The organism is Promicromonospora kroppenstedtii, from assembly GCF_044389675.1.
Classification (GTDB): domain Bacteria; phylum Actinomycetota; class Actinomycetes; order Actinomycetales; family Cellulomonadaceae; genus Promicromonospora; species Promicromonospora kroppenstedtii.
In genome coordinates, this window is sequence record NZ_JBIRYI010000010.1 from 1 (window position 1) to 25,160 (window position 25,160).

The window sequence follows — 25,160 nt, forward strand, 5'->3', positions numbered from 1 at the left end:
CGGGCGCGGGCCGGCCCCCTACCGGGGGTGTTGGTTCAAACGTGTGGGGGGCGGCCGCCCGCGCGCCCCACCACCTGACGTTCTACCGACTGCTCGAGTTACCGAACGTCCCCGCCGTCCAGCGACGCCGCCACCTCCGCGATCCACCGGCGCTGCGCCCGCGTCTCCACCGCGCGCCGGTGGTAGTGCGCGCGGACCCACGCCACGGCGTCGTCGGGCGCCACGCCGCTCATGATCGCGAGCACCGAGAGCGCCGTGCCCGTGCGGCCCGCCCCGCCGCCGCAGGCGATCTCGACCCGCTCGACCTCCGCCCTCGTGTGCGCCTCCCGCAGCGCGGCCAGGGCCTGCTCGGTCGAGTCGGGCAGCCGGAAGTCGCGCCAGCGGACCCACCGGTACTCCCGGCCGGGCACGGCCGGGTCCCGGCCGCGCAGGTAGACCGCGAAGTCGGGCGGCGGCACATCGCCACGCGGACGGCGCAGCCCCGTCCCCCGGACGCGCCGTCCGTCAGGGAGCTCGACGACGCCGCCGTCGGCCAGGTTCCAGTGATCCATCGCTTCAGCCTAGGCAGCCGGACGGCGATGAGTAATGGGGTCTGCCGCAGTCGGATGGTGAGGGAAACCGGAGAAGGAGCCTGAGATGAGCAAGGTGATCACGCACATGACGATGTCCCTGGACGGGTTCATCGCGGACCCGGACGACCGCATCGATGACATCTTCGACTGGTACGCCGTCGGACCGGTCGAGGTGCCCAGCGCCAACGAGGGCGTCTCGCTGCTGGTCGACGAGGCCAGCGCCGAGATGCTGCGCGACCTCACCGACGGCACCGGCGCGCTCGTGTCCGGCAGGCGCCTGTTCGACATCACCGACGGCTGGGGTGACAGCCATCCTGTGGGCGCCCCGGTCGTCGTCGTCACGCACCACGTTCCCGAGAACGCGGACCGCTGGCCGCGGACCACGTTCGTGGGCGACGTCGGAGAGGCGGTCGCCCGTGCGCGCGAGATCGCCGGCGACAAGGACGTCACGATCGCGAGCGCGAACGTGGCCCAGCAGGCGCTCGATCTCGGCCTGGTGGACGACGTCTGCGTCAGCCTGGCCCCGGTGCTGCTCGGCGCGGGCATCCCGTACTTCGCCGACCTCGGCCGGCACCTGCTCCTGGAGGACCCGGAGGTGGTCCAGGGCAAGCGCGCCCTGCACCTGCGCTACCGGGTGCGCCGCTGAAATGACTTCGGTCGGTTGCGTCGAGACCGGTCGGTCAACCGACCGGTCTCGACGCAACCGACCGAAGTCACTCAGACGGTGGGCAAGGGGCCCGTCAGAAGGTCCAGCGCTGCGCGGCCGTACCGGAGCAGGTGCGGATCTCCAGGCGCTGGCCGTCGTGCAGGGGAGCGCCCCCGACCGCGGTCAGGCACTTGCCCGACTGCGGGTTGACGATCGCCTGGTCGCCCGACCGGTAGGTCCAGCTCTGCGCCCCGGTGCCGTTGCACTCCCACAGCTGCACGACGGCGCCGTCGGCGGTGCCGCCGGACGCGACGTCCATGCAGCGGCCGAGCGCCGCGAGCGTGGAGCCGGACCTGGTCCAGGTCTGCGCCGTGTTGCCGGAGCAGTTGACGATCTGCAGCGGGTTGCCGTTGACCGAGTCGGCCCAGGGGACGTCCACGCACATGCCGTTGGACGCGTGCACCGGGCCCGTGCCCGCGGGGAGGGTGCCGGTGCCACCATCGCCCCCGCCGCCGTCGGACCCGGCGATGGGCGTCGCGGTGCCCGAGAACGGGTCGAGCTGGATGTAGGCCGCGGACGGGTTGCCGTCGTGGACCAGCGACTCCTGGGCCAGGACGTCGTCGAACGCGAAGCCGTACGCCTTGCCGTTGGCCATCTGCTGGTGGATGAACTTGGAGTAGTAGTCGGTGACCGACGCCGCGTAGAAGCCCGACGTGCTGGTGCCCGGCTGGGTGGTGCGGGTCAGCAGCGTGGAGCGGTGGAAGCCGGCGCACAGGGTGCGGGCGATGGCACCGATGTCGTTGTTCGGCGCGGCCAGGTCGTTGTAGCAGCCGAAGATCGAGTCGCTCGACGGCTTGCGGAACTCGGTCACGTACGCGCCCGAGGCGTTGGTGAACCGCATGACGCCGTTCTGCACCCGGCCGGTGAACACCGCGGCGGGATCGTAGGAGTAGGGCGCGACGGTGAGGTTCTCGTTCGTGTACTTGGCCCACACCTGGTCCACGTAGGAGGACAGGATGTTGGCGTCGATCTGCCCCGTCCCGATCGCGTGCCCGGGCGCGAGGATGCGCAGCAGCGACCCGTCCGGGGCGCGCTGGGCGAGGTTGCCCCAGCCGGGGGTGGCGGCCAGGGCGTTGACGACGTTCTGGTAGCCGTTCGGCTTGAGCATGCCGGTGCTGATGACCGTGCCGTCGGCCTTGCGCAGGCCCGTCTGGTACGGGGCCGAGAGGAAGTCGACCTGGGTGCTGTTGATCCACAGGCCGTCGTTGTTCAGCGTGAACTCGGTCCAGCTGAACAGCTTGTTGCGGTTCGGGTCGCTCGGGTTCTGCACGGCGGGCTGCACCAGCCGGCCGTCGTTGACGACCTTGAAGCTGAGCTTGCTGCCGTACGAGAAGTACACACGGCCCGACATCTTGGGCAGCTGGATGGTCTTGGACTGTCCGTCAGCAGGCCCGGCGATCGAGGCGTCCGGGGCGTCCACGGGTGTGCCGCCCACGGTGGGCCAGGCGTGGAACGTGCCCGCCGCGTCGGCCCAGCCGAGCTGGCCGGTGCCAGGGTCGCCCAGGACGTAGACGAAGACCTGGTCGCCACGGCCGGAGTCGTTGGTGATGGTCAGGGGGATGGTGGCGGGGACGGCCGCCGCGGGGGTGGGCTGCGCGACGACGAGCGTTGCCGCCGCGACCGCGAGCGCGCCGAACGTGGCGAGCACGGTGCGGAGCCTGTTGTTGTGGAGTCTGGGCCTTCGTGCACGGGACAGGGTTCGTGACATGGGGAGATCTCCTCGTGTATCCGGGTAGCACGCCGTTGTACTTACTGGACTGTCAGGGAATCGGATATTAGTGAGGAACCCTGCCAATGTCACGAGTTGGACACTGTTTTTCACCCGGGTGGGTGATTACCGCCGCTGGTCGAGGATCGCCTGCGTGGCGTTGTCGATGTTCTGGACGAGCTTGTGCACGCCGTCGAGGAGGAACACGAGGCCGACCAGGATGGCCATGATCCCCAGGACGACGGCGGTACCGGCGGCGATGCCGGGGCCGAGGGTGAGCAGCAGCATCCCGAGGATCAGGCCACCGAGCCCCAGGGTGATCGGGCCGGCCGACTTGTTGGCCACGGTCGGGGAGTTCTGGACGCCATCGGTCGCATCAGTCATGTCGCACATGGTCGTGGCCCGACGGGGGCCGTAGCGAGGGGTGTCAGCGGGTGAAGTCTCGGGCTGATGGAAGTTCAGCAAGCGCCGGAGGGCCGCATCCCGGCGCGATCCGGTCGTTTCTGGCCTGGCGAACGAGTCAGCGGCGGCGCACCCGGGCAACGCGAAAGGCCCTCCCGCTCAGCGTTTCCGCTGGCTGGAGGGCCTTTCCGCACGGTGGGCGATACTGGGATCGAACCAGTGACCTCTTCGGTGTGAACGAAGCGCGCTACCCCTGCGCCAATCGCCCGTGCTGCCTGCCCCGTCGGGGCGTGCGTGGACGATATTAGCCTGGTTCGAGCGCGGATGCGAAATCCGAATCGCCGGAGGGTGTCAGGGGTCGGTGCGCTCCCGCATGTTGCGCTCGAAGAGGTCGCGCGCGGCGGCCGACAGCTCGCCGATCTGCAGGTCCACCCCGTCGAGCCAGACCGTGGGCTGGACGTTGCGCACGGACCCGGTCAGCAGCATCCGCGCCTCGCCGGAGGAGACCTGGTCGAGCACCGAGAACGGCAGCTCGCCCTCCTTGGCCTCGCGCACGGGCAGGCCGGCCTCGGCGCCCCACTCGAGCAGCAGCTCGCGCGTGATGCCGGCCAGGCAGCCCACGCTGAGCGGGGGCGTGACCAGCTCGCCGTCGAGCTCCAGGAACACGTTCGAGCCGGTGCCCTCGCACAGGTCGCCCGCGGTGTTCGCGAAGACCGACTCGTCGGCGCCCTTGCCGATCGCGTCCGCCAGGGCGACGACGTTCTCGGCGTAGGACGTCGTCTTCAGGCCCGCGACCGCACTGTTCTCGTTGCGGGTCCAGGGGGACCGTGCGGCCCGCCCGGTGGGTACGACGACGGCCTCGGTCGCCGCCACGACCACCGTCTGCGGCCCGTCCGAGCGGCCGGAGCCCAGGGGGCCGACGCCGTCGGTCACGGTGATGCGCAGGCGTCCGGCGTCGGGCGAGGCGGCCAGCACGGCGTCGACGCCGTCCCGGACCTTGCGCAGGTCCAGGGTCGCCATGCCCATGCCGGCCGCCGACCGCTCCAGGCGCGCGAGGTGGCGCGTCAGGGCGAACGCGTGCCCGTTCAGGACGGCGCAGGTCTCGAAGACGCCGTCGCCGACCGTGATGCCGTGGTCCACCGCGCTGAGCGCGGCCTCGCCGGGCGCGACCATGCGCCCCTCTGTCCAGATGACCGTCATGCCGCCCAGTGTGTCACCGGCGCAGCGTCACGTGGGTCACCTCCGGGGTGTGCCGCACGGTGGTGGACGAGAACTCGATGGGCGGCACGCCGTCGAACACGCGCGTGCCCGAGCCGAGCGTGAACGGCACCACGTGCAGGCGCAGCTCGTCCACGTGCCCGGCGGCGAGGTACTCGTTGAGCGTGGTCGCGCCGCCCGCGATGGAGATGTCGCCGTCGCCGGCGGCCGCCCGGGCCTGGGCGAGCGCGCTCTCGATGCCGTCGGTCACGAAGTGGAACGTGGTGCCGCCCTCCATCGGGACGGACTCCCGTGGGTGGTGCGTGAGCACGAAGACCGGCCCGTGGTACGGCGGGTTGTCGCCCCACCAGCCCGTCCAGTCGAGGTCCCACGCGCCGCGGCCGGGCGTGAACATGTTGCGCCCCATGATGTACGCGCCCGCGCCGACGATGGCGTCCACCTCGGCCCGGTGCGCGTCGCCGTGCTCGAACATCCAGGTGTGGAGGCGCTCGCCCGCGAGCGGGCCGAACGGGTGCTCCAGGCTCTGGTCGTGCCCGGCGGAGTAGCCGTCGAGCGAGACTGCCAGGTCTGCTTTCACGATTCCCATGCGTGGTGGACGGCGGACGCCGTCAGGAATCATCGGTGCCGCGGATCACGCCTCGCCCCGGTAGCTCCCGAAGCTCCACAGGTTGCCCTCCGGGTCGCGGACCACGCAGGAGCGGCCGCCGTAGTCCTGGTCGGCCGGCTCCTGGAGGCCGGAGCCCCCGGCGGCGAGCGCGGCCGCGTAGGTGCTGTCGACGTCGTCCGTCACGGCGTAGGCCGAGCCCGTCCCGACCTGGTCGGGCCACCGGGGCCGCGGCCGGTGCGTGCCGAGCATGACGCCGCCGCCGTCCGGCCAGGTCAGCTCGGCGTGCTGGACGACGGCGGGGTCGGTGTCGTCCCGGTACACGGCGCGCTCGGTGAAGCCGACGGCCTTCAGCCAGGTCAGGGCGGCGTCCGCGTCGCGGTAGGTGAGGGTCACCCACAGCCCGGTGCTCATGATCGTCCTCCTCGGTCGGGTGCCTCCCACGATGCCCCGGCCGGGTCGGCGACGTCTTGAACGAACGGGAGCTCCTCGCGCAGCCAGGTGGACGGCGTGCACCCGCCCAGGGCCACCCACTCGCGGGTCATGTGGGCGTGGTCGGCGTACCCGGCGGCCGCGGCGACGTCGGCCAGGCGGGCGCGCCCGGATCGGGCGGCGACGACGAGGGCGCGGCGCGAGCGTGCGAGCCGGGCGACCCGCCGCAGGTCCCGCGGCGTGAGCCCGCACTCGGCGCGGACCAGGTCCTGCAGGTGGCGACGGCTCCAGCCCTGCTCGTCGGCGACGCGGTGGACCTGGCCGCCGCCCGCGATGCGGGACAGCGCCCGCCCGACGTCGGCCCGCGGGCCAGGCTCGCCGGCCCGGGCGAGCCGGTCGACGAGGACCCGCGTGACCGTCGCGCCGTCCGGGGAGTCGGCGAGCATCTCGGGGAGGTCCGCGAGGTGCGGCGCGACCTCCGGCAGGCTCGTCAGCTCACCGGCGAGCTCGCCCGCGGGCACACCCAGCAGCGCCCGGGCGCCGCGCAGCGTGAGGGTCACGCTGATGCCGCGCTGGTACCCGCGGTGGTGGATGGCGGCGGGCCGGGTGTGCAGGCCGGACACGCACGACCAGGTCCGGCGCCGGGAACCGGCCGACCCGGCCCACGAGACGTCGAGGGGTTCGCCGAGCGGCAGCTCGAACGTCAGCCCGGTGCCGGGCATGCCCCGGTGCACGCCCGGGGCTCCCATGTCGAGGTCGTACGGTACGACGGCGGTGACATAGGGAGCGAGGACCTCCGGGACCCCGGGGGCAGGGACGCGAGCCACGGATCCACGGTAGCCCGGGCCTCCGACACCGGGCCCCTCACACCCGCTCCTGGACGCCCGCCCGGCCCGTCAGGACGACGCCAGCGCCACCAGTCGCTCCGCCTTCAGCTCGGTCTCGTGCCACTCCGCCGTCGGGTCGGAGCCCCACGTGATGCCGGCGCCCGTGCCGAAGCGCAGCACGCCGTCGGCCCACCAGAAGGTGCGGATGCCGACGGCCAGGGACGCCCGGCCGTCGTCGACCCAGCCCACGGCCCCGCAGTAGGGCCCGCGCGGGGCGGGCTCGAGCTCGCCGATGATGCGCAGTGCGCTGGACTTCGGCGCGCCCGAGACCGATCCGGGCGGGAAGGTCCCGGCCAGCAGCCGGTGCCACAGCTCGCCGGGACGCACGACGTCGTCGGCCAGCGTGCCGCGTACACGCGAGACCAGGTGCACCAGCCCGGGGTGCTCCTCCACGGCCAGCAGCGAGGTGACCTCGACCGTGCCCGGGCGGCAGACGGTCTGCAGGTCGTTGCGCACCAGGTCGGTGATCATCACGTTCTCGGCCCGGTCCTTCTCGGTCAGGCCGTCGGGCGTGCGCGCCGTGCCCTTGATCGGGCCGGACTCCACGACGAGCCCGTCGGGCCCGTCCGTCACGGACAGGTACAGCTCGGGCGAGGCGCTGACCACCCACACGGGGTCCAGCCCGGTCGTGGCCGGCACGTGCACGGCGGCCGCGTGCGGCGCGGGGTTGCCGGCGGCCAGGCGTGCGGCCAGGGCCCGGGCGTCGGGCTCGGCACCGTCGGGAGAGAGGGGTGCCGACAGCACCCGGCAGATGTTGGCCTGGTAGACGTCGCCCTCGCGCACGTGCGCGCGGACCTGCCGCACGGCGGCCTCGTAGGTGGCCTGGTCCATCGAGGATGTCCACGTGTCGGACGCCGGGCCGTGCCAGCTTCCCGCCGCGCCCGCGTCCGCGTCGTGCACGCGGGCGAAGCGCCAGGCGCGCGCCGGGCCCTCGAAGTCGGCGACGACGAACCACGTGCCGCTCTCCAGCCGTTCGGGCTGTTCGCGCACGTCGACGCACTCGACCGCGCCGGTCGCGACGCGTCCGGCAAAGCTCGCCCAGCCGGTGGTGCCCGTCACTTCAGGGGCGGTCGCCGGGACGTCGTCGCGGGACGGAACCGGGAAGATCGTGCGGTTTGCGGGCAGATGGGCCGGGCTGGGTGACACGGGACAACCGTACGGGCGGCGCGTGCGATTGGACGGTTCGCCCTCCGTTCGATTAATGTTCAGAACGCCGGAACACCGGGGGAAACCCCAGGATGCCCGGCTTCGCGGATGTAGCTCAGTGGTAGAGCATCACCTTGCCAAGGTGAGGGTCGCGGGTTCAAGTCCCGTCATCCGCTCGGAAAGTCGCTCTCGTGATTCTTCGGCTGAAGAGAGCACCCGTCGGTCGAGGTCTGACCGGGCGGTGGGTTGGCCGAGAGGCGAGGCAGCGGCCTGCAAAGCCGTACACACGGGTTCGAATCCCGTACCCACCTCGCAGCACGCCGGGCGATTGGCGCAGCGGTAGCGCGCTTCCCTGACACGGAAGAGGTCACTGGTTCGATCCCAGTATCGCCCACCAGCAAGGCAAGGCCCTCTGGCCAGCGGAGACGCAGGTCAGAGGGCCTTTTGCATGCCTGGTGCTGATGGACTGGTGTGGACAGCAGGAGCCCCTTTGGGACTCCCGGGGTCCCACAGCGGTCCCACAGGCCGGTGTTCGCAGAACACCTGACTGTGGGAGGTAGTGCCATGACAGAGAAGCGCGGTTTCGGGATGGTCGAGCGTCGCAAGAACGCTCGCACGGGTAGGACGACGGGTTTCCGTGCCCGGTACGTCGGGCCGGACACGGCAAAGCACTCGCTGACCTTCACTGCGAAGGTCGATGCCGAGGCATGGCTGTCTCGGGAAGAAGGCCTGATCGCTCGTGGGGAGTGGACGCCGCCGGGATGGCGAGCCGCTGCTGTGTCGATCACGGTGGACCAGTACGCGGAGCGGAACCTCGCACTGCGACACCTGTCGCCGCGCAGCCGCGAGGAGTACGACCGCTACCGGGAGCGGTTCATCACGGACAAGCCGATCGGGCGTGCCGGGCTCCGGTCGGTGACCTCGCTGGACGTCACGGCGTGGCTGACCGACGTACGGGCCTCCACGGGCCCGACGATGGCTGCCCGCGTCTACGGGTTCCTCTCCTCGATCTTCAACGCTGCCCTCCGTGACGGGTTGGTGGACCGGAGCCCGTGCACCGTCCGCGGCGCCTCCAGCGCGCCGCGAGCCTCGGCCAAGGCCGTCGCGACGCCAGCGGAGGTCGCTGCCTTGCTGGGGCACCTGCCCGAGCGGTATCGGGTGATGGTGCTCCTTGCGGCCTGGAGCGGCCTGCGGTCGGGCGAACTTCGTAACCTCCGGCGTCGGGACGTCGGCGCGGCAGGCAGGACCGTGAGCGTGCACAGCCAGGTCCAGAACCTTCGTGGGCAGGGCAAGGTCGTGCGGGACGTCAAGACGGCCGCTGCGCGCCGTGTGGTGGCCCTGCCGCCTGCTGTGGCGTCCGTTCTCAAGGAACAGCTCGCCAGCGCCGCACAGCCCGGCCAAGACGGGCTCGTGTTCCCTTCGACGGTGGGGACGCCGATCTCGCAGTCGACATTCTGGGAAGCTTGGGACAAGGCGCGCCGGGCAATCGGTCGACCGGATCTGCGGCTGCACGACCTGCGCACAACGGCGGCCACGCTCGCGGCCGGCACAGGTGCGACCATCGCTGAGCTCATGGCCCGGCTGGGTCACACCACGCCGAACGCGGCGATGCGGTATCAGACGGCGGTACTGGGAGCCGACGCGCGCATCGCCGGGGCGCTGGACAGGCTCGTAGTGCTGCCTGCCACGCCGAGCAGCACCAGTTCTGGTCTCACTGACGAGAGCGCGGTCCCACCGAAGTCACGCGAAGTTGCGGCATGACCTGCGGTAACGCTTGATAGGTCCGGGCGGTGGCCCCACAGCGGGCCGTCGCCCGGGCCGTCAGGCGGGGGACTTTTGCGATTCGCCCGGGTGATTCTGGACTGGGTGCCTACCGAGCCTCGCCCGCCAGCAATAGCGTCTCCTCATCTTGCGCCCCCCGCTCCAGACAGAGGAATCACTGTGGCTTCCAACTTTGGTCCATCGACGGCCACCCGCGTGCTCGGGATCGCACTGATGGTGATCGCCGTGCCACTTGTATTGATCTCTTTCGGTCTGCTGGTGAGCGGAGAGGTGGGCGCCGGCCTCTTCCTCACGCTTCTAACAGCGGTGCTCCTGCTTGGTGCCTACAAGGCAATGCGCGCTGACCAATCCAGCCCAACCAAGGGCGCGGGCCACCTCAACGTCACCGTGACCACGTCAGCCGCTCCCCAACGCTCGGCGACACGCATTGCGCGGAATGGGGAGCACGCACCACCGCGACCGACCGGCGAGCCGATCGATCCATGGACTACCAAGACGGTCTATGCCGAGGTCGCTGGCGAGACCTATCGGCAGGACGAGATCCGGCGTGTGTTCGCCGGCACCCGATACGAAAGCGACGCCGGTGCCGAAATCATGGGACAAGCGCTTCTCTCAGATGACTCAGCGAATCCGTACGACGGAAACGCTGTCGCAGTGTGGTTCAACGGCGAACACGTCGGCTATCTGAGTGCTGACGACGCCGAGAAGTACTCACCCATCGTCCGTGAACTTGCCGCCCAAGGCCGAGTCCTGCGCGTGGAGGCCCGGGCATGGGCTCGCGAACGCCAGGACGATGACTACTACGGCAGCGGACTCGGCGCCCGCATCACCGTCTTTCCACCGGCCGATCCCATCGCGATTCGCCCGGTGAACAACCTGCCTGAAGGGCCCCACGTCGTTCTGCCGACGGGTCGAGCAGTCCAAGTCACCAAAGAAGACCAGCACATGACTGTGCTCGGCGAAGTTGTCGCTCACGGCACTGGGTCCGGAATTGTTGCTACGCTCCATGCAGTCGAAGAGCAGAGGGCCAGGTCGACTACAGAACTCGTAGAGGTCCGCTACAACGGGCAGCGCATCGGTGTCCTTTCAGCGCAGATGAGCAACCAGTTACTCTCCCTCGTGAAGTACATCGAAGCTCGCGACAAGGTTCCCGTCGCTCGCGCCACTGTCGTTGGGTCGCGCCTTCAGGCAGACGTCACGCTCAACGTTGCCCGGGCAGCCGAGGTTGACGATGCCTGGCTTTCGAAGTTCGTAGATGCTGGTGGACCTGCCTGACGTCGGGTGCAGTGATACAGCATGAACTGCTGCATCGCCTGATAGATCTGGCGGTAGCCCCGCAGCGGGCCGCCGCCCGGTCTCATGCCGGGGGAGGTTCCGGATCATTCAGTATCGCGGCGACGGACTAACACCGGAACGGCCAGCGTCTCGCGTAACTCGTCGAGGTCGACCCGGATCAGCCGCCCGATCCGATACCCGGTAACCGTGCCGTCGGCTATCCGGCGCCGGACCGTCTTAGCGGAGATGCAGAAGGCCTCCGCGGCCACCGAGAGTGGCACAAGTTGGTGGCCGCTGGCCGCTCCGCCTCCGTCGACATGGGCGCAGCGTTGAGGCGTCCTACCCATCGCGCTCGTCCTTGTGTATCCGTACCCCGAGCGTTTTCGCAGGCCATATGGTCCTGCCAAATTGGCAGAACCATAATTATCCGTTTTGTTCTCCGCGGTCGGTCCGGGCTGCAGTGCCTCGACCGTTCGGACAGAAGCCCAGCTCACGCGGTGGTGCCAAATTGGCACCACCGCGGCTGTCCGGATTAGCCGTGAGGATGGCGACAGCCTGGCTCTGAGCGCGCGGCATGCCGGAGCAAGGCCGCAGGTGGCGCGGTGGTGGCAATTTGCCACCACCGCGCATGTTCGAGTTAGCCCACATCTGTCGATGTCTGCCTGTCCCATGTTCGCGATTGTGCACGTTACCTGTACCTGTCGATGTACTCGTTGACGTCCCCCACCCTGCTTTTCGAGGCACGTTCCTGGTGGGGGACATGGGGGTGACGACGCCGAACACGTGTCCCCCAAGTCGTCGGCGTCGCTCACATTGGAAATGCGGAAGTCGACCCGTGCCTGAGCCCTGGGATAGCTCCTCGGCCGGGCGAGTGAGTGCCACCCACCGGCCTCCACCGTGCGGCCTGCGTGCGGGTACACATCCATGCCTCGATGGTGACGAGCGAGCGCGCGCTCTGCGCACACCAAGGTCCGCGCACACCAGGGTGTGCAGACGTATCCGTGCAGGTCAGGTGCGCGCACCAATTCGACACGGCGCCATCGAGAGAGGGCTCACACCGCCAAGGATTGGATCTGGATGGTGGCTCGGATCTCCCCGGCGAGTGCCTGGTTGCCCGCAGCGATGAACTTGCGTCGGCTACCCATGGTCGTGTTGATCTCGGACAGGGTGTTGAGCCCGTAGTCGAGCGCCATCGGGTTGCCGTCGAGATCGATGGTGACGCCACCCGCGGCGTGCAGGATGTAGTGCCCGGGGGAGAGGTCCCACACGGCGAAGCCCTTGGCGATCTCCATGGTGGCGTCTGTGAAGCCGGCCGCGACGTGGCACAGGCTGATCGAGCCGAAGTCGACGCCGATCCGTCCTCGTGCCTTCCCGTTCTCGTCCGGTGCGCTGAGCGCGTCGAGGAACTGTTCCTGCTGCGCCAGAACGCGGAAGCGTGCGGTGGGCCGCATGAGGTAGTTGGTCACCAGCGCCTGCGGGAGGTGAGCGTTCGACGGCGAGTCGAGCGGGTGCCGGTCTCCGTCGGCGGTGATCAGGAATGCTCGGTCTGAGCCGTCGTGGTCGTGGAACGCGAGGTAGAGCTGCACGTGGTGGAAAATGTCGCCGACGATCGCGACGACCGGTCGCCTCAAAGACCGTGAGTAGACCATCAGGTGCGTGTACCCGTGCAGGGCGCGCACCGCTAGCTCGCTGGTGTCCAGCGGGTCGACAAGTACGCACAGGTCGGGGTCGGGATCGCTGCCGATGACCTGCGGGTCGTCTTCCTCCGATGCGTAGATGAATGACGGCAGCACTTCGGACAGCAGTTCCTTGTATCGCTGGTGCATCCACAGGTCGTAGTCGGACAGGAAGTTGTCCTCGTGGCGCAGATTCTCGTTCTCGGCACGGTGGCCTGTGAGGGCGGCCTGAACGAGTCGGGGGCGTATGTCGCTCATCGTGGTCTTCACGAGTTCGGCGATGGTCTCGGCCAGCTCCGGTGTGGGTGTCTCGCTGCTCATGCAGGGCGTCTCCAGTCCGCTAGCGCAACTCAAGTGGGGGCTCGATGCCCGGCGGGCTCATGGTCGCAGCAATGAACACGGCCTCGAAGTCCGCTGCTCGCATGATCTTGGCACCCGTCAGGTCATCGAAGCTGTCGACGGTCAGCTCTCGGTCCTTGGTCATCGCCCCGAACACGGCGAAATACAGCTCGGCCCCGGGATACCTCGCGCGCACCTGCCGTGCGATGTACCCGATCACGTCAGCGTGCTTGACCTCGAAGTCGCAGATCATGATGGTGGGAGCGTCGCGGACGTCGGGGAAGAACGACGCATCGTCGAGCACCACGCCGTCGCTCACCTTGTTGCACCGCAGGTACCCGATGGGGCACCGGCCAAACCGGTCCGAGGCGAGGAAGGTCGCCATCACGAGTCCGGCCTCGTTGATCCCGAAGCAGATGTCCGCGTCCAGGCGCTTGCCGAGGTTCTTGATCTGCTGCGACAGGCTCGCAACACCGAGGCCGAACGTCTCCCAAGTCAGGTCGAGCAATCGTCCTGGCTGCGGGTTCGGGAGACTAAACACCCGAATCTCAGGATTTCCGTACTCGACTGTCGGAACGGTCAGCATGAACTCCTGACCGATCTGGCCGCGTCGTTCGCTCGGTTGCTGATCGCCGTCTTGTGGGGCCGTCGTCACTGTCGTTGACGCCCCGACCGCGGCCGCTTGCGTGTCCACGTCGAATTGCTTGAGCGCTAACTGATCCTCGGGCGTCAATCGTTCGTAAGCCTCAGCGATCAGCGCCGTGGGGCTGATCTTCTCTTCGGCAACTCCCAACGGTCCTCGACCGTAAGCCGTGCACAGAATGAGCAGGCTCGACATCGAAGGCGGCGAGCCTTGCCCTCGACCTCGCGCCCAGGTCTCCCAGGCGTTGATGGTCGTGCCACCCAGGCTGGTTTGATGCCCTGTGACGTCGTTGTAGCGGCTGGCCGCCTGATCCTGCGATAAGCCGGCGGCATACCGGTACGCCTGCAAACTAGCCACATCCGGGAACCTGGCCATCAACTCAACCGCAGCGGCTCTCACGGACCTCAACTCGGTCCACAACTGCTTCCCCTGAGCGGCGAGCTCACGCCCGCGAGCCTGCGGCGTGATCCTCTGTTGTTGTCTCGCGCGAGGGCGTGGCCCAGACGGTGTTTCCGCGACGGATGACCCTTCCACCCGGGAAACCCTAGCCATCCTGCGCCCAATTGCCCATCGCAATGGGCAATCTCCGGCCCCGATGCCATTGCTACAGGTCAACACACCCACGGATCCGTTCGTCCTCGGCCTGCTGAACAGGTGTGTGCGATACCAGCCCGGTGCGACGGTGGTCGAACTCTCACCACCGACCCCAAGGAATCGCCGTGATGACTACGAGCCGCCCGACAGATATCGGCCACGTCAGAGCAGGCGTGGCCACGAACGAAGCCACGGCAAGTCACAACCGATATTGCAACGAAGAAGATGCTGACCGGCTCGCGTTCGCAATGCGTGTTGCGACCGAGGCCGTGCGGACCGTGGGCTCCGACAACATCGAGATCGTCACGTTCACGCGTGACCGGATCTGCCTCCAGCCGACCGATCTGCGCCAGGGGGAACGGATCGCACGCGCCCTGGGCTGCGATATGCCACTCGACGACCGCATGTTTACTCCGGGGCACACGCTCTGGACGGGTGTCGTGGACGGTCTGGAAGTGCAGGTCCGGTCGGTGCTGCGTCAGGTGGTAACCCGATGAGCCCGGCAGCGACGACCAGCACGCGGGAGCTGGTAGCGCTCGACATCGATGGGACCCTGGTCGACAGCGAAGCGCGGGTACCTGCAGGCACTGTCGAGGCCCTCGACCTGGTCCGAGCGGCGGGGCACGAGGTTGTTCTCGCCACTGGTAGGTCGCTGGCCGGGCTGCTGCCGATCGCGACAAGGCTGGGCCTGACGCACGGCTGGGCGGTGTGCTCCAACGGCGCCCTGACCCTGCGCCTCGACCGGGCTGCGCCGTCCGGGTATGTCGTGGTCGAAGCGCGCACGTTCGACCCCGCACCTGTCATCCGTCGCGCGCTGGACCTTGGCCCGGCCGTGCGGGTCGCGGTGGAAGAGGTGGGGTGGGGCTGGCGCACCAGCGGCACATTCGAGTCCGGAGATCTCAACGGGGAACAGAAGTCCGTTCTGCTGGCCGACCTGATGGCTGAACCGGCGACCCGGGTCGCACTCGCCGCACCGGGTATCCGCCGGTACACCGACGCCCTGCGTGCCTGCGGGGTCACGGTCGCTCCGCAGGGTCCGGACTGGCTCGACGTCACCGCACCCGGGGTGAACAAGGCCGTCGCGCTCGACGTCGTCCGCGGCCACCTGCGCATCCTGGCTGAGCGCACTGTGGCGGTCGGGGACGGCGTCAACGACCTGGACATGCTGGCCTGGGCCGGACGCTCTGTCGCGATGGGCCAGGCACCGGCGATCGTGCGCAGCGCCGCGAACGAGACCACGGACAGCATCGACCAAGCCGGTCTGCTCCCCGTGCTCACTTCCCTGATCCCGGCCGTAGACCACACGCTGTCGCGCCTGGCCGCGCAGATCGCTACCGCCGAGCGGACCGCACCAGGACCCGTGGTGCTGCGGGTCTGGCACGGCAGCGGACCCGACCTGGCCCGCTGCGAAGCCTGGACCCTCCAGGACGGCCACTGGATCAGGCACGCCCTGATCCCCTCCGGCGTCGGGGTCACGATGCGGGCTATCGAAACCGCCGCCCTGGACGCCGGCATGCCCTACCCCCGCGGCGACGAAGGCCGCCGTCGCGCGCAGTGGCGCAGCGTGACCGGCGACGGACCGGCTGGGTTCGAACTACCCCTGAGCGGCCTTTAGCCCGGTCGCCGATTGATCTTGCGGCTGGGTGGCGCCCCAGGCCCCTGCATCACTGCCCAGCCGCAAGCCCGCTTCTAGCGGGCATGTCCAGCACCACCGCGCACCACGAGGAGGAACCAACATGACCACCACCACCGCACGAGACCTGCGAGAGGGCCGGTCGCTCGTCGAGCCGGAGTTGTTCCACCGGCTCGTTCAGCGAGTCGCTGAGGAGCACGACCACGACCTGAGCATGGCGGCCCGGATCGTCGACCAGGCGCTGGCGTTCCTGGGCACCACCGTCACCCACCAGGGCCGACCGCTCTCCCCGTCCGACATCGTGGACCCGGGGTGGCACGAGTTCATCCTGCACACGGTTGACTACACCGCGTTCTGCGAGCAGATCGCGGGACGGTTCCTCCACCACGTCCCCACCGACCCCCAGGACCCGGCCACCCGGGGCGAGTCCGCTCACGAAGCGATCCAGTACACCGTGGACGCCATCGCCGAGGCCGGGTTCTACGTCGACACTGACCTGTGGCCCACTGCGCACGCGGTCGCCTGCTCGCAGTGCCACCAGGGCTGCACCAGCTCCACCACGCCCTGACCAACCACGAGGAGACACGATGCACCGCCGCTCATGGGAGGAACTACCCACCGTGCTGTGCCGCGCCGTCGAAGCGGAGATCGGGCCCGTGGTCCGTGCTGAGGCTCCGTCGGCGGGACGCAACTCGACGTTCGCCGCGTTCCTGCACACCGCGGACGGATCGGTGTTCGTCAAGGGTGTTCCCACCTATGAGCGACTGGTGACGGTGCATGAGCACGAGATCCAGGTCAATGCCCGACTGTGCGACGCGGTGCGTGAGGCACCCCGTCTGTTGTGGGTCGTGCGTGCCGAGGGATGGCTGCTCGCCGGGTACGAGACCGTGCCCGGCGAGCACGCCGACCTCACCCCCGGCTCACCCGACGTCCCAGCCGTGGTCGATGCCCTCTCCCAGCTCGCACGGCAACTCAGTCCGAGCCCTGCCGCTGGCGTGGCGCCACTGCGCAAGCGGTACGCGCGCCTAGCAGGTTGGCAGTGGCTCGCGGAGCATCACCCGGACCAACTCGACGCCTGGGAGGAACAACACCTCGACCTACTGGTCCAGTCCGACGCCGAGGTGCCGAGCCGCCTGCTCGGGGATTCCCTGGTCCACGGCGACATCCACCAACTCAACCTGCTCGTCACCGGCGACCAGGTTCGACTGATCGACTGGGCCTGGTCCCGAACCGGCCCGCCTTGGGTCGACGCCGCGCTACTCGTTCCCCGGTTGATCGGCGAGGGGCACGAACCAGCCGACGCCGAGCGTCTGGTGTCCGGTACCTGGGGCATGCAGCACCCCAGCGCGACACCAGACGCAGTCACGGCCTTCGCCGCAACCACCTATGGGCAATGGCGCCGCCTGGCCGTCGAGTTCCCGAGCCCACACCGTGAGGCGGCCCTGCGCGGCGCGTGCGAGTGGACCCGGTACCGACTCAACGGCAACGAGGAGCCGTCGTAGGTCAGGTGAGAACCCAGCACCATCGGCCCAGTAGATGCTCTCGGTCAAGCCTGCATCGGCTGCCAAGCATCAGCGCCATGAGGTCGTCATCTCCGCACCGGTGATGGGGGCCACTTCGCAGGCCGTCCTGGGCGGTTGACGCCCCGGGAGACCTAGCGCTGCGGTCTTCGCGCGACTGGCGGCAGGGACACGGCTGGCGAACTATGGCTGCGACGCGCGAATGCGTGACGACACGTACGAGGCCGCCCGGCGAGGGCAGTCGAGCGGATGGATAGCGGGTCCCGCGGACCGCTTCGGTAAGGGCCACACACCTCTTGCACAAGCTGTGAGCGGTTCCGTCCGTACGAAACGGAGGATGGGTGGACGAGTGTCGAGGATGACCCCTGCTGGGGTGGGGGACACGGGCTTTCACACGCCCGCAGAGCGGTCGCCGGCCAGGTATCACGAGGGAACCCCGGGCCGGTGACCCCGGTGTGGGAGCCCGATCACGGTTAGAGATCGGGGCAACGGTGCTCACAGAGGGGTCGGCGCGCTGCGTACGAGGAACGCCGCGTTGCAGCGGCGGGGGCGATCGCCGTGGAGGTAGTGGAGACCGTCCCTACGGAGCACGGGCTCGATGAATGCGTCAGGCGGGTGCGGGCTTCGCCCGTGGCGGTACGCAAGGTATTGGCTCACCTGACCAAGTTGGTGGTAGAGGTGGCATGCATGACCCGAAGTGGGAGTCGGTTGTTGACTCGGCGGCACTCCTGGCCCGTGAGGTCATGGTTCGCAGACGAACGGCCGTGCAGCTGCCCTCCTGGGAGCCAACTCTTCGTAAGGCGTGCCCGCGAGCGTTGATCTTGGTCTGCCTGATGCCTGATCTCATCGATCAAGCTGATTGTGGGTGCGTACCGATGCCGCCAACCTCCACTGCGGCGCTTGTGCAGGGGGTGAACTACGTACGAAGTTCCGCGTGGCCACGTCGCTGGGATGGTCAACGGATCTACGCTTCGATGCGAAGCCCTGCGGACACGTACGCGAGGAGCGCAATGAAGCTGTTCCATAAATATCCAAATACCAGTACCAAAAAAACAATGAGTTGTTGGATTGGCGCCCTGTATCCCAATGTGGGTGCATGATGGTCAATAAACCGATTGTAGACCTTGAACGCTTCTGGCTACCAGCGGAAAGGTCGTACTCTATAACTTCCGCTGGTTGGCTGAATGAACCCGTATCTGATGGGCTCTTCCGGGCAAACGATGGTTTGATTAGTACGCGCGAATTGGCCGATCGGCGTTGCCTAGTCCTGCTTGGCGAGCCCGGCATGGGTAAGACAAGTACGCTTGCCGCAGGTAAGGCCACATGCCCACCGGTGGAGAATCTAGAGGGACTGCATTTCGATCTTGAGGGCTTCGCCAGCGAGGATAGGCTAGTTCGCGCCGTTTTCGAGAGCGACCAGATCGATGGTTGGCAGGCAGGTTCTGGTTCTTTATGTCTGACGCTCGACGGATTCGACCAGGCCCTAAACCGAGTGGAGACACTTGATTCGCTACTCAGTGAGTACCTAAAAGGTTGGGACACTAAACGACTTTTCATCCGCGTAGTCTGTCGGACTGCTGATTGGCCTCAGTCGTTGCGGCACACTCTGGAGGATAGATTCGGCGATGCGAACGTCCATGAACTGCTTCCCTTGAGGCGCTCCGATGCAGGGCTCCTGCTGGGTGCATCGGGACTCGACGCCGAAGGCGTTCTCGCCGCCGTCGAGCAGGCACGGATCGTTCCACTTGCTGCGCGGCCGATCACGCTCAAACTCATCGAGTCGTCAATTGCTCCGGACGGGTCGTTGCCGCATAGTGCGCAAGCGCTGTACGACCGAGGTCTAAGGGCGCTGCTCGACGAGACGAATCCGCACCGCCGGGGAGCCATCCAGGTGCCGGGTGGTGTATCGCGACGGATGCAGGCTGCAGAGCGCATCGCCGCGTTATCTCTATTTGGAGGTCGGCCGACAGTATGGACGGGGCCGGTCGCCGAGGCGGTCCCTGACGACTTGTCTGTGGACGAGTGCGTCGAGGCGCATGGCCGCGAGGGCTCTGGCATCTCCTCGGACGAGGTGGCCGCTACGTTGCGTTCAGGGATCTTCACTGGTGCCGGAGAAGGTCGCCTAACCTGGTCGCACGCAACATTCGCAGACTTCCTCTGCGCAAGGTGGATTCTGACCAAGGAGCTCGACGACGAGCAGGTAGCGTCGTTGCTCGTCGCGAACGACGGACGGATCCACGCGCGGACTCGTCAGACGGCGGCTTGGCTTGTGGCGCTTGCCCCTGCGCGATTCCGAGGATTCGTCCAAGCCGACCCGCAAGCGTTCTTGGCGAGCGTCGACCTGCCCGACGAGCAACTCCGCTCTGAGGTTGTAAGTGCCCTGCTTCAGGACGCCCAGGCTGGAAACGTGTTCGACGACTATGGCGTGGACTACTCGGGCCTCCGGCACTCCGGACTAGCAGAGCAGTTGCAGCCAGTGCTGGCATCCGCACAAGGCGAGGCGTGCCACGTGGCGATTCGCATCGCAAGACAATCCTCGGTCGTCGGTTCCATAGCCGACCTGACGTTGCTTGCACTCAACGATGATGTGGACCTGCCCCTGCGGACGTCGGCGGCTATGACCCTCCACGACCTATCTGCCTCAGCGCCAAGCCACGACCTTGTGACGCTCATCGGGACCTCGGCGGGACGCACCGACGTGGACACTCAGGAACTGGAGGCGGCCGCGCTTATCGCGTCTTGGCCGCACGCAGTGTCGACCGGGAGGGTGTTCGCTGTGCTTTCACCGTCGTACCCGCGCAACTTTTTCGGCCTGTACTCGATCTTCGTGGATCGATTCGCGAAGGGTCTCCAGGAATCCGATCTGGATCCCGCCTGCGCGTGGATTCTGGCTGACCCATCTCGCGTTGACGACAGTCGGTTAGCACGGCTCGTCGGCGCGATTCTCAAATTATGCCTTGCCAACCTCGGACGTGAATCGGCACGTGAAGTCATCGCGGCGGTAGCGATTAGACGGCTCGAGGATTTCCAGCCGCTCTTTGGAGATCCAGAATTTCTCGGCGACCAGGTCGCCATGGGCGCGGGGACCCGGCGCATGGTCACTCAGCTCCTCCTTGATCGGGTGACGGAGGAGCAGGTCTGGTGGATTGTGGACCAGTCGCCCGGTTTGGGAGGCGCGCTTCTCCTCGACGATGATCTTGAGTGGCTCATTGAGGTATACGCGACAAGCGACGGATTACTTCGAAGCAACGCAGGCCGCGCCGCGCAGCAATTGGTCAACCCGGCCCTGGTCGCCCACAGTAGTGTTGTCCTTGGCCTTCCCGACGGTCACCCGGCCCGGGAGCTGTTCGCCTACTGGCATTCCGCGATAGAACTTGACTCCGCCGAAGCCAATAAGGCTCGGGACCAATGGCGCGAACGAGCCGAGCGGCGACGTCGGCGGTTACACCGGCAAAGCGAGCGTGACGACGATTGGGTCAATCCACGTATCGCCGCCGACCTTGCCAAGGCGGCTACTGGAGACGCTTCAGCGTTTTGGTACGCGGCTCGTTTGGTCACCGTCAGGCCCGGCACGCAGAGATTCATGGACGAGTTCCAGCCGGATCTGACACTTCACCCGCGTTGGAATGACCTCACTGAGGCCGTAAGGGCGGACTTTGTGACTGCTGCACGCGTCTACGTGGAAAACGGCGAGTGCCGGCCTGATGAGTGGTTCGCTAAAAACAAGGTCTATTACCCAGCTCAAGCTGGATATCGGGCGCTCATCCTGTTGCTGAGACTCGCCCCCGATGCGCTGGAGGTGGTGTCGCCCCATGCTTGGCGTCAGTGGGCTCCGATCCTGATCGACTGGGCCGCGACGATCAATGGGGCAAGCGAGAAGGATAAGAGGCGATTGCTCTCCCTGGCTCGTCCGCACGCTGAGGCGGAGTTGCGCGCCGGGATCCTCACATTGGTCGACAAGGCGATCGACGACCAGAAGCATGTCTTTCTGCGGACCGAGTTCGAGGTCCTGTCCTCCGATGTGCTCGCCACCGAACTCGTCGATCGGCTTGCCGATGCTACGGCCGCTGAAACGCGCGGCGCCATCCTGGACTTCCTGGTCGAGCAGCACCTTGGCCTGATCGCACCCGTACTGCGAACGTGGCTCGCCGACGCCGCGCGCAAGGAGTTTCGTAGTCGGGCACTCGACGCTGCAAGCCGACTTCTCTGGCACGACGTCAAAAGCTCGTGGGCGCTACTGGGCGCTCTGATGGATGACGACGTCCCATTCATGGAGGAAGCAATGCTGGCGGCGGCTCATGCCTTCCAGCGACGAATCCCGGAACTTCCTCCACAGGGTCTTGCCGACTTGTACCTGTGGCTATGCGAGCACTTCCCTCCGGCCGAGGACCCTATATTCGATGACGCACACATGGTCGGTTCACGCGAATCACTCGGTACTTGGCGGAACGCATTGCTCATTGCGCTTTCGAAAACCGGTACGCGCGACGCCGTGGCAGCGATAGAACGGATCGTACAGGCTCGACCCGATGAGCCATGGATGGCACGACTCCTCATTGACGCCGAGCGTGCGCTGCGTGAACGGAGCTGGGAGCCGCTTTCCCCGAAAGAAGTCGATCAGCTTGCTCAGAGCCGACGCACGCGCGTCGTGCGGTCTGACGCCGACCTGCTCGCTGCAACCTTGGCAGCGCTTGACGATATTCAGGCGCGCCTGCAGGCTGACACGCCGTCCGCCTTTCTACTGTGGGACACCCACGCGAAGAGGCCGAAATCGGAGGAGGAGATCTCCGACTACCTGGCAATCGAACTAGAGCAACGACTGAATGCCCGGGGTGTGGTAATTAACCGCGAGGTGCAAGTGCGCCGTAGCAAGCCCGCCGGTCTGCCGGAGCGGACCGACCTTAGGGTTGAAGCGGTGCGGCACCACGACGCCACGGGCGTCTCGGGAACACTGCGTATTCCCGGCGAGGTCAAGGGAATCTGGAATGCGGGAGTCATCCAATCCCTCGAAGCCCAGCTTGTTCAGCGATATATGGCCGACTTCCAGACCAATCATGGCGTGTACATCGTTGCTTGGTTCGACCAGGTGGCATGGGCGGTGGAGGACAGCCGACGTAGCAGGGCCGCGACGCATGGCGGCGCAGCCGAAATCCGTGCCCGCCAGGAGGGCGAGGCAGCGGCACAACGGGCCATGGGGCATGACGTCGCCGTTCGTGTCCTGGACTGTTCGCTCATGCGACCGGTAGTCGGTCGAGGCTAGCCATGGAGTGCTGTTGATTTTTCCTTCCCCGCCATTGGGGATCTTTGTTAGGTACAACACGCAGATTGTGCTGCCAACCGATAGGGAGATTTGATGGGAGAGCTCGCCCATGTCTCGGTTCGGACTACGGTTCGGCCACCACGTGCGGTCATTCTGTTCCGCGGCGACGAGAACTGGCGTCGGTGGGCGCGGCTTGCGCTCCTCGCGGCGAGCAATACCTGGGCTGGTGGCGGTCACTTACTGGTGCCGTACGACGCGACAGGCGACGTGAGTGAACGAATGCTTGAGGCCGCCCGTCATTTCGACCCTGACCACATTCTGCAACTGACGCCGACGCTACGAGAGTGGGAGTGGCTGGCACCCGGGACCTTCCGTTTCACCGACCCGAGCGGTCGGCCGCCCCCAGCCGACGACGTCGCGAAGATGCTTGCGGGCTACGCCGGCACACAGACGCGCGAGGACCCGATAGGCGAGCGGGCCCGCAAACTGCTCGAGGGGTGGTGCTCCCCCTTCTTTGAGCCCGGGTTGGGTGAGCGCGAGGACGGACCCCGACTCCAACACCAGTCGACGATTGAGACGAGCGGGACATCGGGGCTTGTGAAAGCGGCGCAGATCTTCCCGGACACGATGCCCCCGCATGTTGCTGTGCCGCGGCACTGGGAGTCAGATACTGCACTAGTCCTGGGTGGGCTGTGGGGTGTCGTCGAGTCCGATGATGCGCGAGCAGAGCCGCCGGTTCGGACAATGCTGCGTGATGCTCTCAGAAGTTCTATGCAGAGACAGGTCGTCGATGATTTGTGGGCAATCGGTCCGGGCCCGGTAGCGGCGGCGAGGTTTGACATCCTGGATTCAGATGTCGCATCGTTCAGCAGTGGACGGCCAGCGCACCATGGCGCCGTCGTCATCGGGGACTCCGTCGAGGACTTTGCGTACGCCCAGGCTTGCAGAACGCTTCTCGGTTTCGGCCTGTGGTTGCCGACCGGCCTACTCGAAGACGATGAGGTACTCCGCGGAGCGATCGCGCCGATGGTCATGGATGTCTTCTCGCCGTATCGCGATCGGAGAAGGCTGCCGCGTTTTGTGTCGGCCTCCCTGGAGGATGGGGTCTTGGATGCTTACCTGGCTCGGCTCGATGAGCTGGTCACCGGGCCGTTCATAGATCCCCCTCCACGGAACCGTGTGGGGCGAACGGCCCCAGCAGACCTCGCCTACTCGTATCACCTGCGTGCTTACCCGGAGGAAGTGGGCGTGCCGTCTGCCGTGGCGGTGGAGCGCGACGGCGGCGGCAACTCGACCATGACCACGCCGTTCGTCCTGCCGTCGCCGAGTGGCGAAGGTTACTTCGGCGAAGTTCTTCCACAGTGGGTCGTCGACGTCTCGTTCGACGAGTCGGCTGTCCCGACCGGCAGATCGATTGGGCCGGACGCGCTTGTTGTACCGACCACCGGTTTTCAGGATTCTATCGTCCGGAGTGGGCGTGACGGCCTGGCTGTCCTCGCGGGCTCATTCGGATTCGTGCAAGCGGGTGTGACGAAGGTGAACCGGCAGGCCCGGCCTCGGCTCATCAGCACCGGTATGCGGTCGTGGGTCGGGGCCATGGCATTGGAACGTGGACTTAACTTACGGCGGTCGTCCGCTGGGAACAACGCAGAGATCGTCGCTCGCCGACTAGGTTCGCGAGCGGCGTTGATCGATCTTGTGAGCGGGCCAATGCATCCTGCACTCACCTTGTTCGCTGCGACCGACGAGTCAGGGAAGAAGCGCAAGGAGCGGTTCGCGGCGATGGACCCTGGTGAGCGAGCACTTCAGCCGGTCTGGATCGGTGACGTTGCGTATGCGACGGTCGCATCGATGCGACACGCCGCGAGGGCGTCCGACGAGACCGCGATCGTGGAGTTCGTCGACCAGCTTGTCGAGGCGGATCTAGTGCAGCGAGGGCTTATCTTGCTTTGCGACGATTGTGGGCGCCGCTCGTTTGTGTCAGTTGACCGGATCGGTCGGCGCTCCGAATGCCCCAGGTGTGGCGCGCCGATCATGCTGACCTCCTTGAGCTGGCGTACAGGTTCCGAGCCGATCTGGCACTTCGACCTGCACGCGGCGTTCCGGCAGCTCTTGAGCGAACACGGCGACGTTCCGCTGCTCGCAGCCGCGCGTCTCAGGGCTGGTGCTCGGCGCTACGCGGACATCGGCGAGGTGGAGTTTCATCGGGATGGCAGCCCCCTCGCTGAGATCGATTTGGTCGCTCACATTGACGGACAGGTCGTTGCAGTCGAGGCAAAAGCAACGGGAGATCTTAGCGAGCAAAAGGCTGGCAGGAAGGCGAAGCAGACGGCGGCCAAGATCGCCGACGCCGCCCGGACTGTCCGTGCAGATCGAGTGGTGCTCGCGACCACGAAGGAGTCGTGGAAGGTGGGCGATACTGCGTTGGTCGAGTCTGCGTTGGCGATGCGGTTCGAACCGTATCCTGCGCCCACGGTCGAAACGATGAACGCGCTTGCCCCCGGGCTGTTGCCTGTCGAAGAGCCACCAGCGGCGCCGAGACCGGAGGCCGGTTAGCACGCATGGAGCGTCGCAGAGTCCTCCATCATGCAGCGATCAGGGCATGAGATGGCGCGCTCGAACCCGGGCGCAATGAGATTCGTGATCCACACACATGCCGTCGAACTCGTTCCGACGACATCTGCTTCCGCCAGAGGCAGATTGACGCACTTGGCGTGTCACCGACCCGAGGCCCGCGTAGGATCATCCCCCGACGCAGTCGCA

At 67.1% G+C, this 25,160-nt stretch carries 19 protein-coding genes and 4 tRNA genes; 12 read left to right on the top strand and 11 right to left on the bottom strand.

Translation table 11 applies throughout. The features are described from left to right. Nucleotides 1-98 precede the first annotated feature (98 nt). The gene (locus ACH47X_RS16465; protein ID WP_397405656.1) at nt 99-551 is read right to left on the bottom strand and encodes a phosphatase domain-containing protein; all 453 of its coding nucleotides are present in this window, start codon (nt 549-551) and stop codon (nt 99-101) included. Between the two features lie 85 nt (nt 552-636). Here ACH47X_RS16465 and ACH47X_RS16470 point away from each other — a divergent pair, with 85 nt between their 5' ends. Continuing rightward, the gene (locus tag ACH47X_RS16470; protein ID WP_397405657.1) at nt 637-1,218 is read left to right on the top strand and encodes a dihydrofolate reductase family protein; all 582 of its coding nucleotides are present in this window, start codon (nt 637-639) and stop codon (nt 1,216-1,218) included. A 94-nt stretch (nt 1,219-1,312) separates the two neighbouring features. On the opposite strand, the gene ACH47X_RS16475 is transcribed toward ACH47X_RS16470, so the two are convergent. From ACH47X_RS16475 to ACH47X_RS16510, 8 genes are all read right to left on the bottom strand, one after another. Next, complete coding sequence (locus tag ACH47X_RS16475; protein ID WP_397405658.1) at nt 1,313-2,926, bottom strand: beta-1,3-glucanase family protein; 1,614 nt, start codon at nt 2,924-2,926, stop codon at nt 1,313-1,315. 186 nt (nt 2,927-3,112) lie between these two features. Next, nucleotides 3,113-3,370, bottom strand: a complete 258-nt coding sequence (locus tag ACH47X_RS16480) for a hypothetical protein (protein ID WP_397405659.1) — start codon at nt 3,368-3,370, stop codon at nt 3,113-3,115. Nucleotides 3,371-3,584: 214 nt separating this feature from the next. Further along, nucleotides 3,585-3,656: transfer RNA gene (locus tag ACH47X_RS16485), tRNA-Val, on the bottom strand. A gap of 83 nt (nt 3,657-3,739) precedes the next feature. After that, nucleotides 3,740-4,588 carry an aminotransferase class IV gene (locus ACH47X_RS16490; protein WP_397405660.1) on the bottom strand — a complete coding sequence of 283 codons (849 nt, stop codon included), beginning with the start codon at nt 4,586-4,588 and terminating at the stop codon, nt 3,740-3,742. A gap of 13 nt (nt 4,589-4,601) precedes the next feature. Continuing rightward, nucleotides 4,602-5,192 carry a dihydrofolate reductase family protein gene (locus tag ACH47X_RS16495; protein WP_397405661.1) on the bottom strand — a complete coding sequence of 197 codons (591 nt, stop codon included), beginning with the start codon at nt 5,190-5,192 and terminating at the stop codon, nt 4,602-4,604. A gap of 45 nt (nt 5,193-5,237) precedes the next feature. Further along, nucleotides 5,238-5,624 (bottom strand): VOC family protein, encoded by a 387-nt coding sequence (locus ACH47X_RS16500; RefSeq protein WP_397405662.1) that lies wholly within the window; start codon nt 5,622-5,624, stop codon nt 5,238-5,240. After that, nucleotides 5,621-6,469, bottom strand: a complete 849-nt coding sequence (locus tag ACH47X_RS16505; RefSeq protein WP_397405663.1) for an AraC family transcriptional regulator — start codon at nt 6,467-6,469, stop codon at nt 5,621-5,623. Before ACH47X_RS16505 ends, ACH47X_RS16500 begins: the two co-directional genes overlap by 4 nt. A 69-nt stretch (nt 6,470-6,538) precedes the next feature. Further along, the gene (locus ACH47X_RS16510) at nt 6,539-7,588 is read right to left on the bottom strand and encodes a chorismate-binding protein (protein WP_397405852.1); all 1,050 of its coding nucleotides are present in this window, start codon (nt 7,586-7,588) and stop codon (nt 6,539-6,541) included. Between the two features lie 191 nt (nt 7,589-7,779). Here ACH47X_RS16510 and ACH47X_RS16515 point away from each other — a divergent pair. The 5 genes from ACH47X_RS16515 (at nt 7,780) to ACH47X_RS16535 (ending at nt 10,732) form a co-directional block, all read left to right on the top strand. After that, nucleotides 7,780-7,851, top strand: a tRNA-Gly gene (locus ACH47X_RS16515). 64 nt (nt 7,852-7,915) lie between these two features. Beyond that, nucleotides 7,916-7,986: transfer RNA gene (locus tag ACH47X_RS16520), tRNA-Cys, on the top strand. Between the two features lie 11 nt (nt 7,987-7,997). Beyond that, a tRNA-Val gene (locus ACH47X_RS16525) sits at nt 7,998-8,072 on the top strand. A gap of 167 nt (nt 8,073-8,239) precedes the next feature. Next, nucleotides 8,240-9,436 (top strand): tyrosine-type recombinase/integrase, encoded by a 1,197-nt coding sequence (locus ACH47X_RS16530; RefSeq protein ID WP_397405664.1) that lies wholly within the window; start codon nt 8,240-8,242, stop codon nt 9,434-9,436. A 180-nt stretch (nt 9,437-9,616) separates the two neighbouring features. Continuing rightward, entirely contained in the window at nt 9,617-10,732 is a 1,116-nt protein-coding gene (locus ACH47X_RS16535) for an HIRAN domain-containing protein (RefSeq protein WP_397405665.1), read from the top strand. A 1,052-nt stretch (nt 10,733-11,784) separates the two neighbouring features. Here the strand turns inward: ACH47X_RS16535 and ACH47X_RS16540 are convergent. Together ACH47X_RS16540 and ACH47X_RS16545 are read right to left on the bottom strand one after the other, a co-directional pair. Then, nucleotides 11,785-12,729 carry an inositol monophosphatase family protein gene (locus ACH47X_RS16540; protein WP_397405666.1) on the bottom strand — a complete coding sequence of 315 codons (945 nt, stop codon included), beginning with the start codon at nt 12,727-12,729 and terminating at the stop codon, nt 11,785-11,787. A gap of 19 nt (nt 12,730-12,748) precedes the next feature. Next, nucleotides 12,749-13,765: a helix-turn-helix domain-containing protein gene (locus ACH47X_RS16545; protein WP_397405667.1), complete on the bottom strand. Its 1,017-nt coding sequence runs from the start codon at nt 13,763-13,765 to the stop codon at nt 12,749-12,751. Nucleotides 13,766-14,112: 347 nt separating this feature from the next. Here ACH47X_RS16545 and ACH47X_RS16550 point away from each other — a divergent pair, with 347 nt between their 5' ends. The 6 genes from ACH47X_RS16550 to ACH47X_RS16575 all read left to right on the top strand — a co-directional run bounded on the left by ACH47X_RS16550 (nt 14,113) and on the right by ACH47X_RS16575 (nt 24,953). Then, nucleotides 14,113-14,481: a hypothetical protein gene (locus ACH47X_RS16550; protein ID WP_397405668.1), complete on the top strand. Its 369-nt coding sequence runs from the start codon at nt 14,113-14,115 to the stop codon at nt 14,479-14,481. Continuing rightward, nucleotides 14,478-15,599, top strand: a complete 1,122-nt coding sequence (locus ACH47X_RS16555) for an HAD family hydrolase (protein ID WP_397405669.1) — start codon at nt 14,478-14,480, stop codon at nt 15,597-15,599. Before ACH47X_RS16550 ends, ACH47X_RS16555 begins: the two co-directional genes overlap by 4 nt. A gap of 121 nt (nt 15,600-15,720) precedes the next feature. Then, the gene (locus ACH47X_RS16560) at nt 15,721-16,185 is read left to right on the top strand and encodes a glycine-rich domain-containing protein (protein WP_397405670.1); all 465 of its coding nucleotides are present in this window, start codon (nt 15,721-15,723) and stop codon (nt 16,183-16,185) included. A 19-nt stretch (nt 16,186-16,204) separates the two neighbouring features. Next, the gene (locus ACH47X_RS16565) at nt 16,205-17,119 is read left to right on the top strand and encodes an aminoglycoside phosphotransferase family protein (RefSeq protein ID WP_397405671.1); all 915 of its coding nucleotides are present in this window, start codon (nt 16,205-16,207) and stop codon (nt 17,117-17,119) included. A 1,351-nt stretch (nt 17,120-18,470) separates the two neighbouring features. Continuing rightward, nucleotides 18,471-22,397, top strand: coding sequence for a hypothetical protein (locus ACH47X_RS16570; protein ID WP_397405672.1), 3,927 nt, complete (start codon nt 18,471-18,473; stop codon nt 22,395-22,397). Nucleotides 22,398-22,490: 93 nt separating this feature from the next. Next, the gene (locus tag ACH47X_RS16575) at nt 22,491-24,953 is read left to right on the top strand and encodes a hypothetical protein (RefSeq protein ID WP_397405673.1); all 2,463 of its coding nucleotides are present in this window, start codon (nt 22,491-22,493) and stop codon (nt 24,951-24,953) included. Nucleotides 24,954-25,160 lie beyond the last annotated feature (207 nt).

Excerpts from the sequence above, each read along its gene's own strand:
- ACH47X_RS16550 (WP_397405668.1), top strand. The coding sequence starts at position 14,113 with ATGACTACGAGCCGCCCGACAGATATCGGCCACGTCAGAGCAGGCGTG.
- ACH47X_RS16530 (WP_397405664.1), top strand. The coding sequence starts at position 8,240 with ATGACAGAGAAGCGCGGTTTCGGGATGGTCGAGCGTCGCAAGAACGCT.
- ACH47X_RS16490 (WP_397405660.1), bottom strand. The coding sequence starts at position 4,588 with ATGACGGTCATCTGGACAGAGGGGCGCATGGTCGCGCCCGGCGAGGCC.
- ACH47X_RS16500 (WP_397405662.1), bottom strand. The coding sequence starts at position 5,624 with ATGAGCACCGGGCTGTGGGTGACCCTCACCTACCGCGACGCGGACGCC.
- ACH47X_RS16540 (WP_397405666.1), bottom strand. The coding sequence starts at position 12,729 with ATGAGCAGCGAGACACCCACACCGGAGCTGGCCGAGACCATCGCCGAA.
- ACH47X_RS16495 (WP_397405661.1), bottom strand. The coding sequence starts at position 5,192 with ATGGGAATCGTGAAAGCAGACCTGGCAGTCTCGCTCGACGGCTACTCC.
- ACH47X_RS16480 (WP_397405659.1), bottom strand. The coding sequence starts at position 3,370 with ATGACTGATGCGACCGATGGCGTCCAGAACTCCCCGACCGTGGCCAAC.
- ACH47X_RS16565 (WP_397405671.1), top strand. The coding sequence starts at position 16,205 with ATGCACCGCCGCTCATGGGAGGAACTACCCACCGTGCTGTGCCGCGCC.
- ACH47X_RS16555 (WP_397405669.1), top strand. The coding sequence starts at position 14,478 with ATGAGCCCGGCAGCGACGACCAGCACGCGGGAGCTGGTAGCGCTCGAC.
- ACH47X_RS16465 (WP_397405656.1), bottom strand. The coding sequence starts at position 551 with ATGGATCACTGGAACCTGGCCGACGGCGGCGTCGTCGAGCTCCCTGAC.
- ACH47X_RS16470 (WP_397405657.1), top strand. The coding sequence starts at position 637 with ATGAGCAAGGTGATCACGCACATGACGATGTCCCTGGACGGGTTCATC.
- ACH47X_RS16560 (WP_397405670.1), top strand. The coding sequence starts at position 15,721 with ATGACCACCACCACCGCACGAGACCTGCGAGAGGGCCGGTCGCTCGTC.
- ACH47X_RS16545 (WP_397405667.1), bottom strand. The coding sequence starts at position 13,765 with ATGGCCAGGTTCCCGGATGTGGCTAGTTTGCAGGCGTACCGGTATGCC.
- ACH47X_RS16575 (WP_397405673.1), top strand. The coding sequence starts at position 22,491 with ATGGGAGAGCTCGCCCATGTCTCGGTTCGGACTACGGTTCGGCCACCA.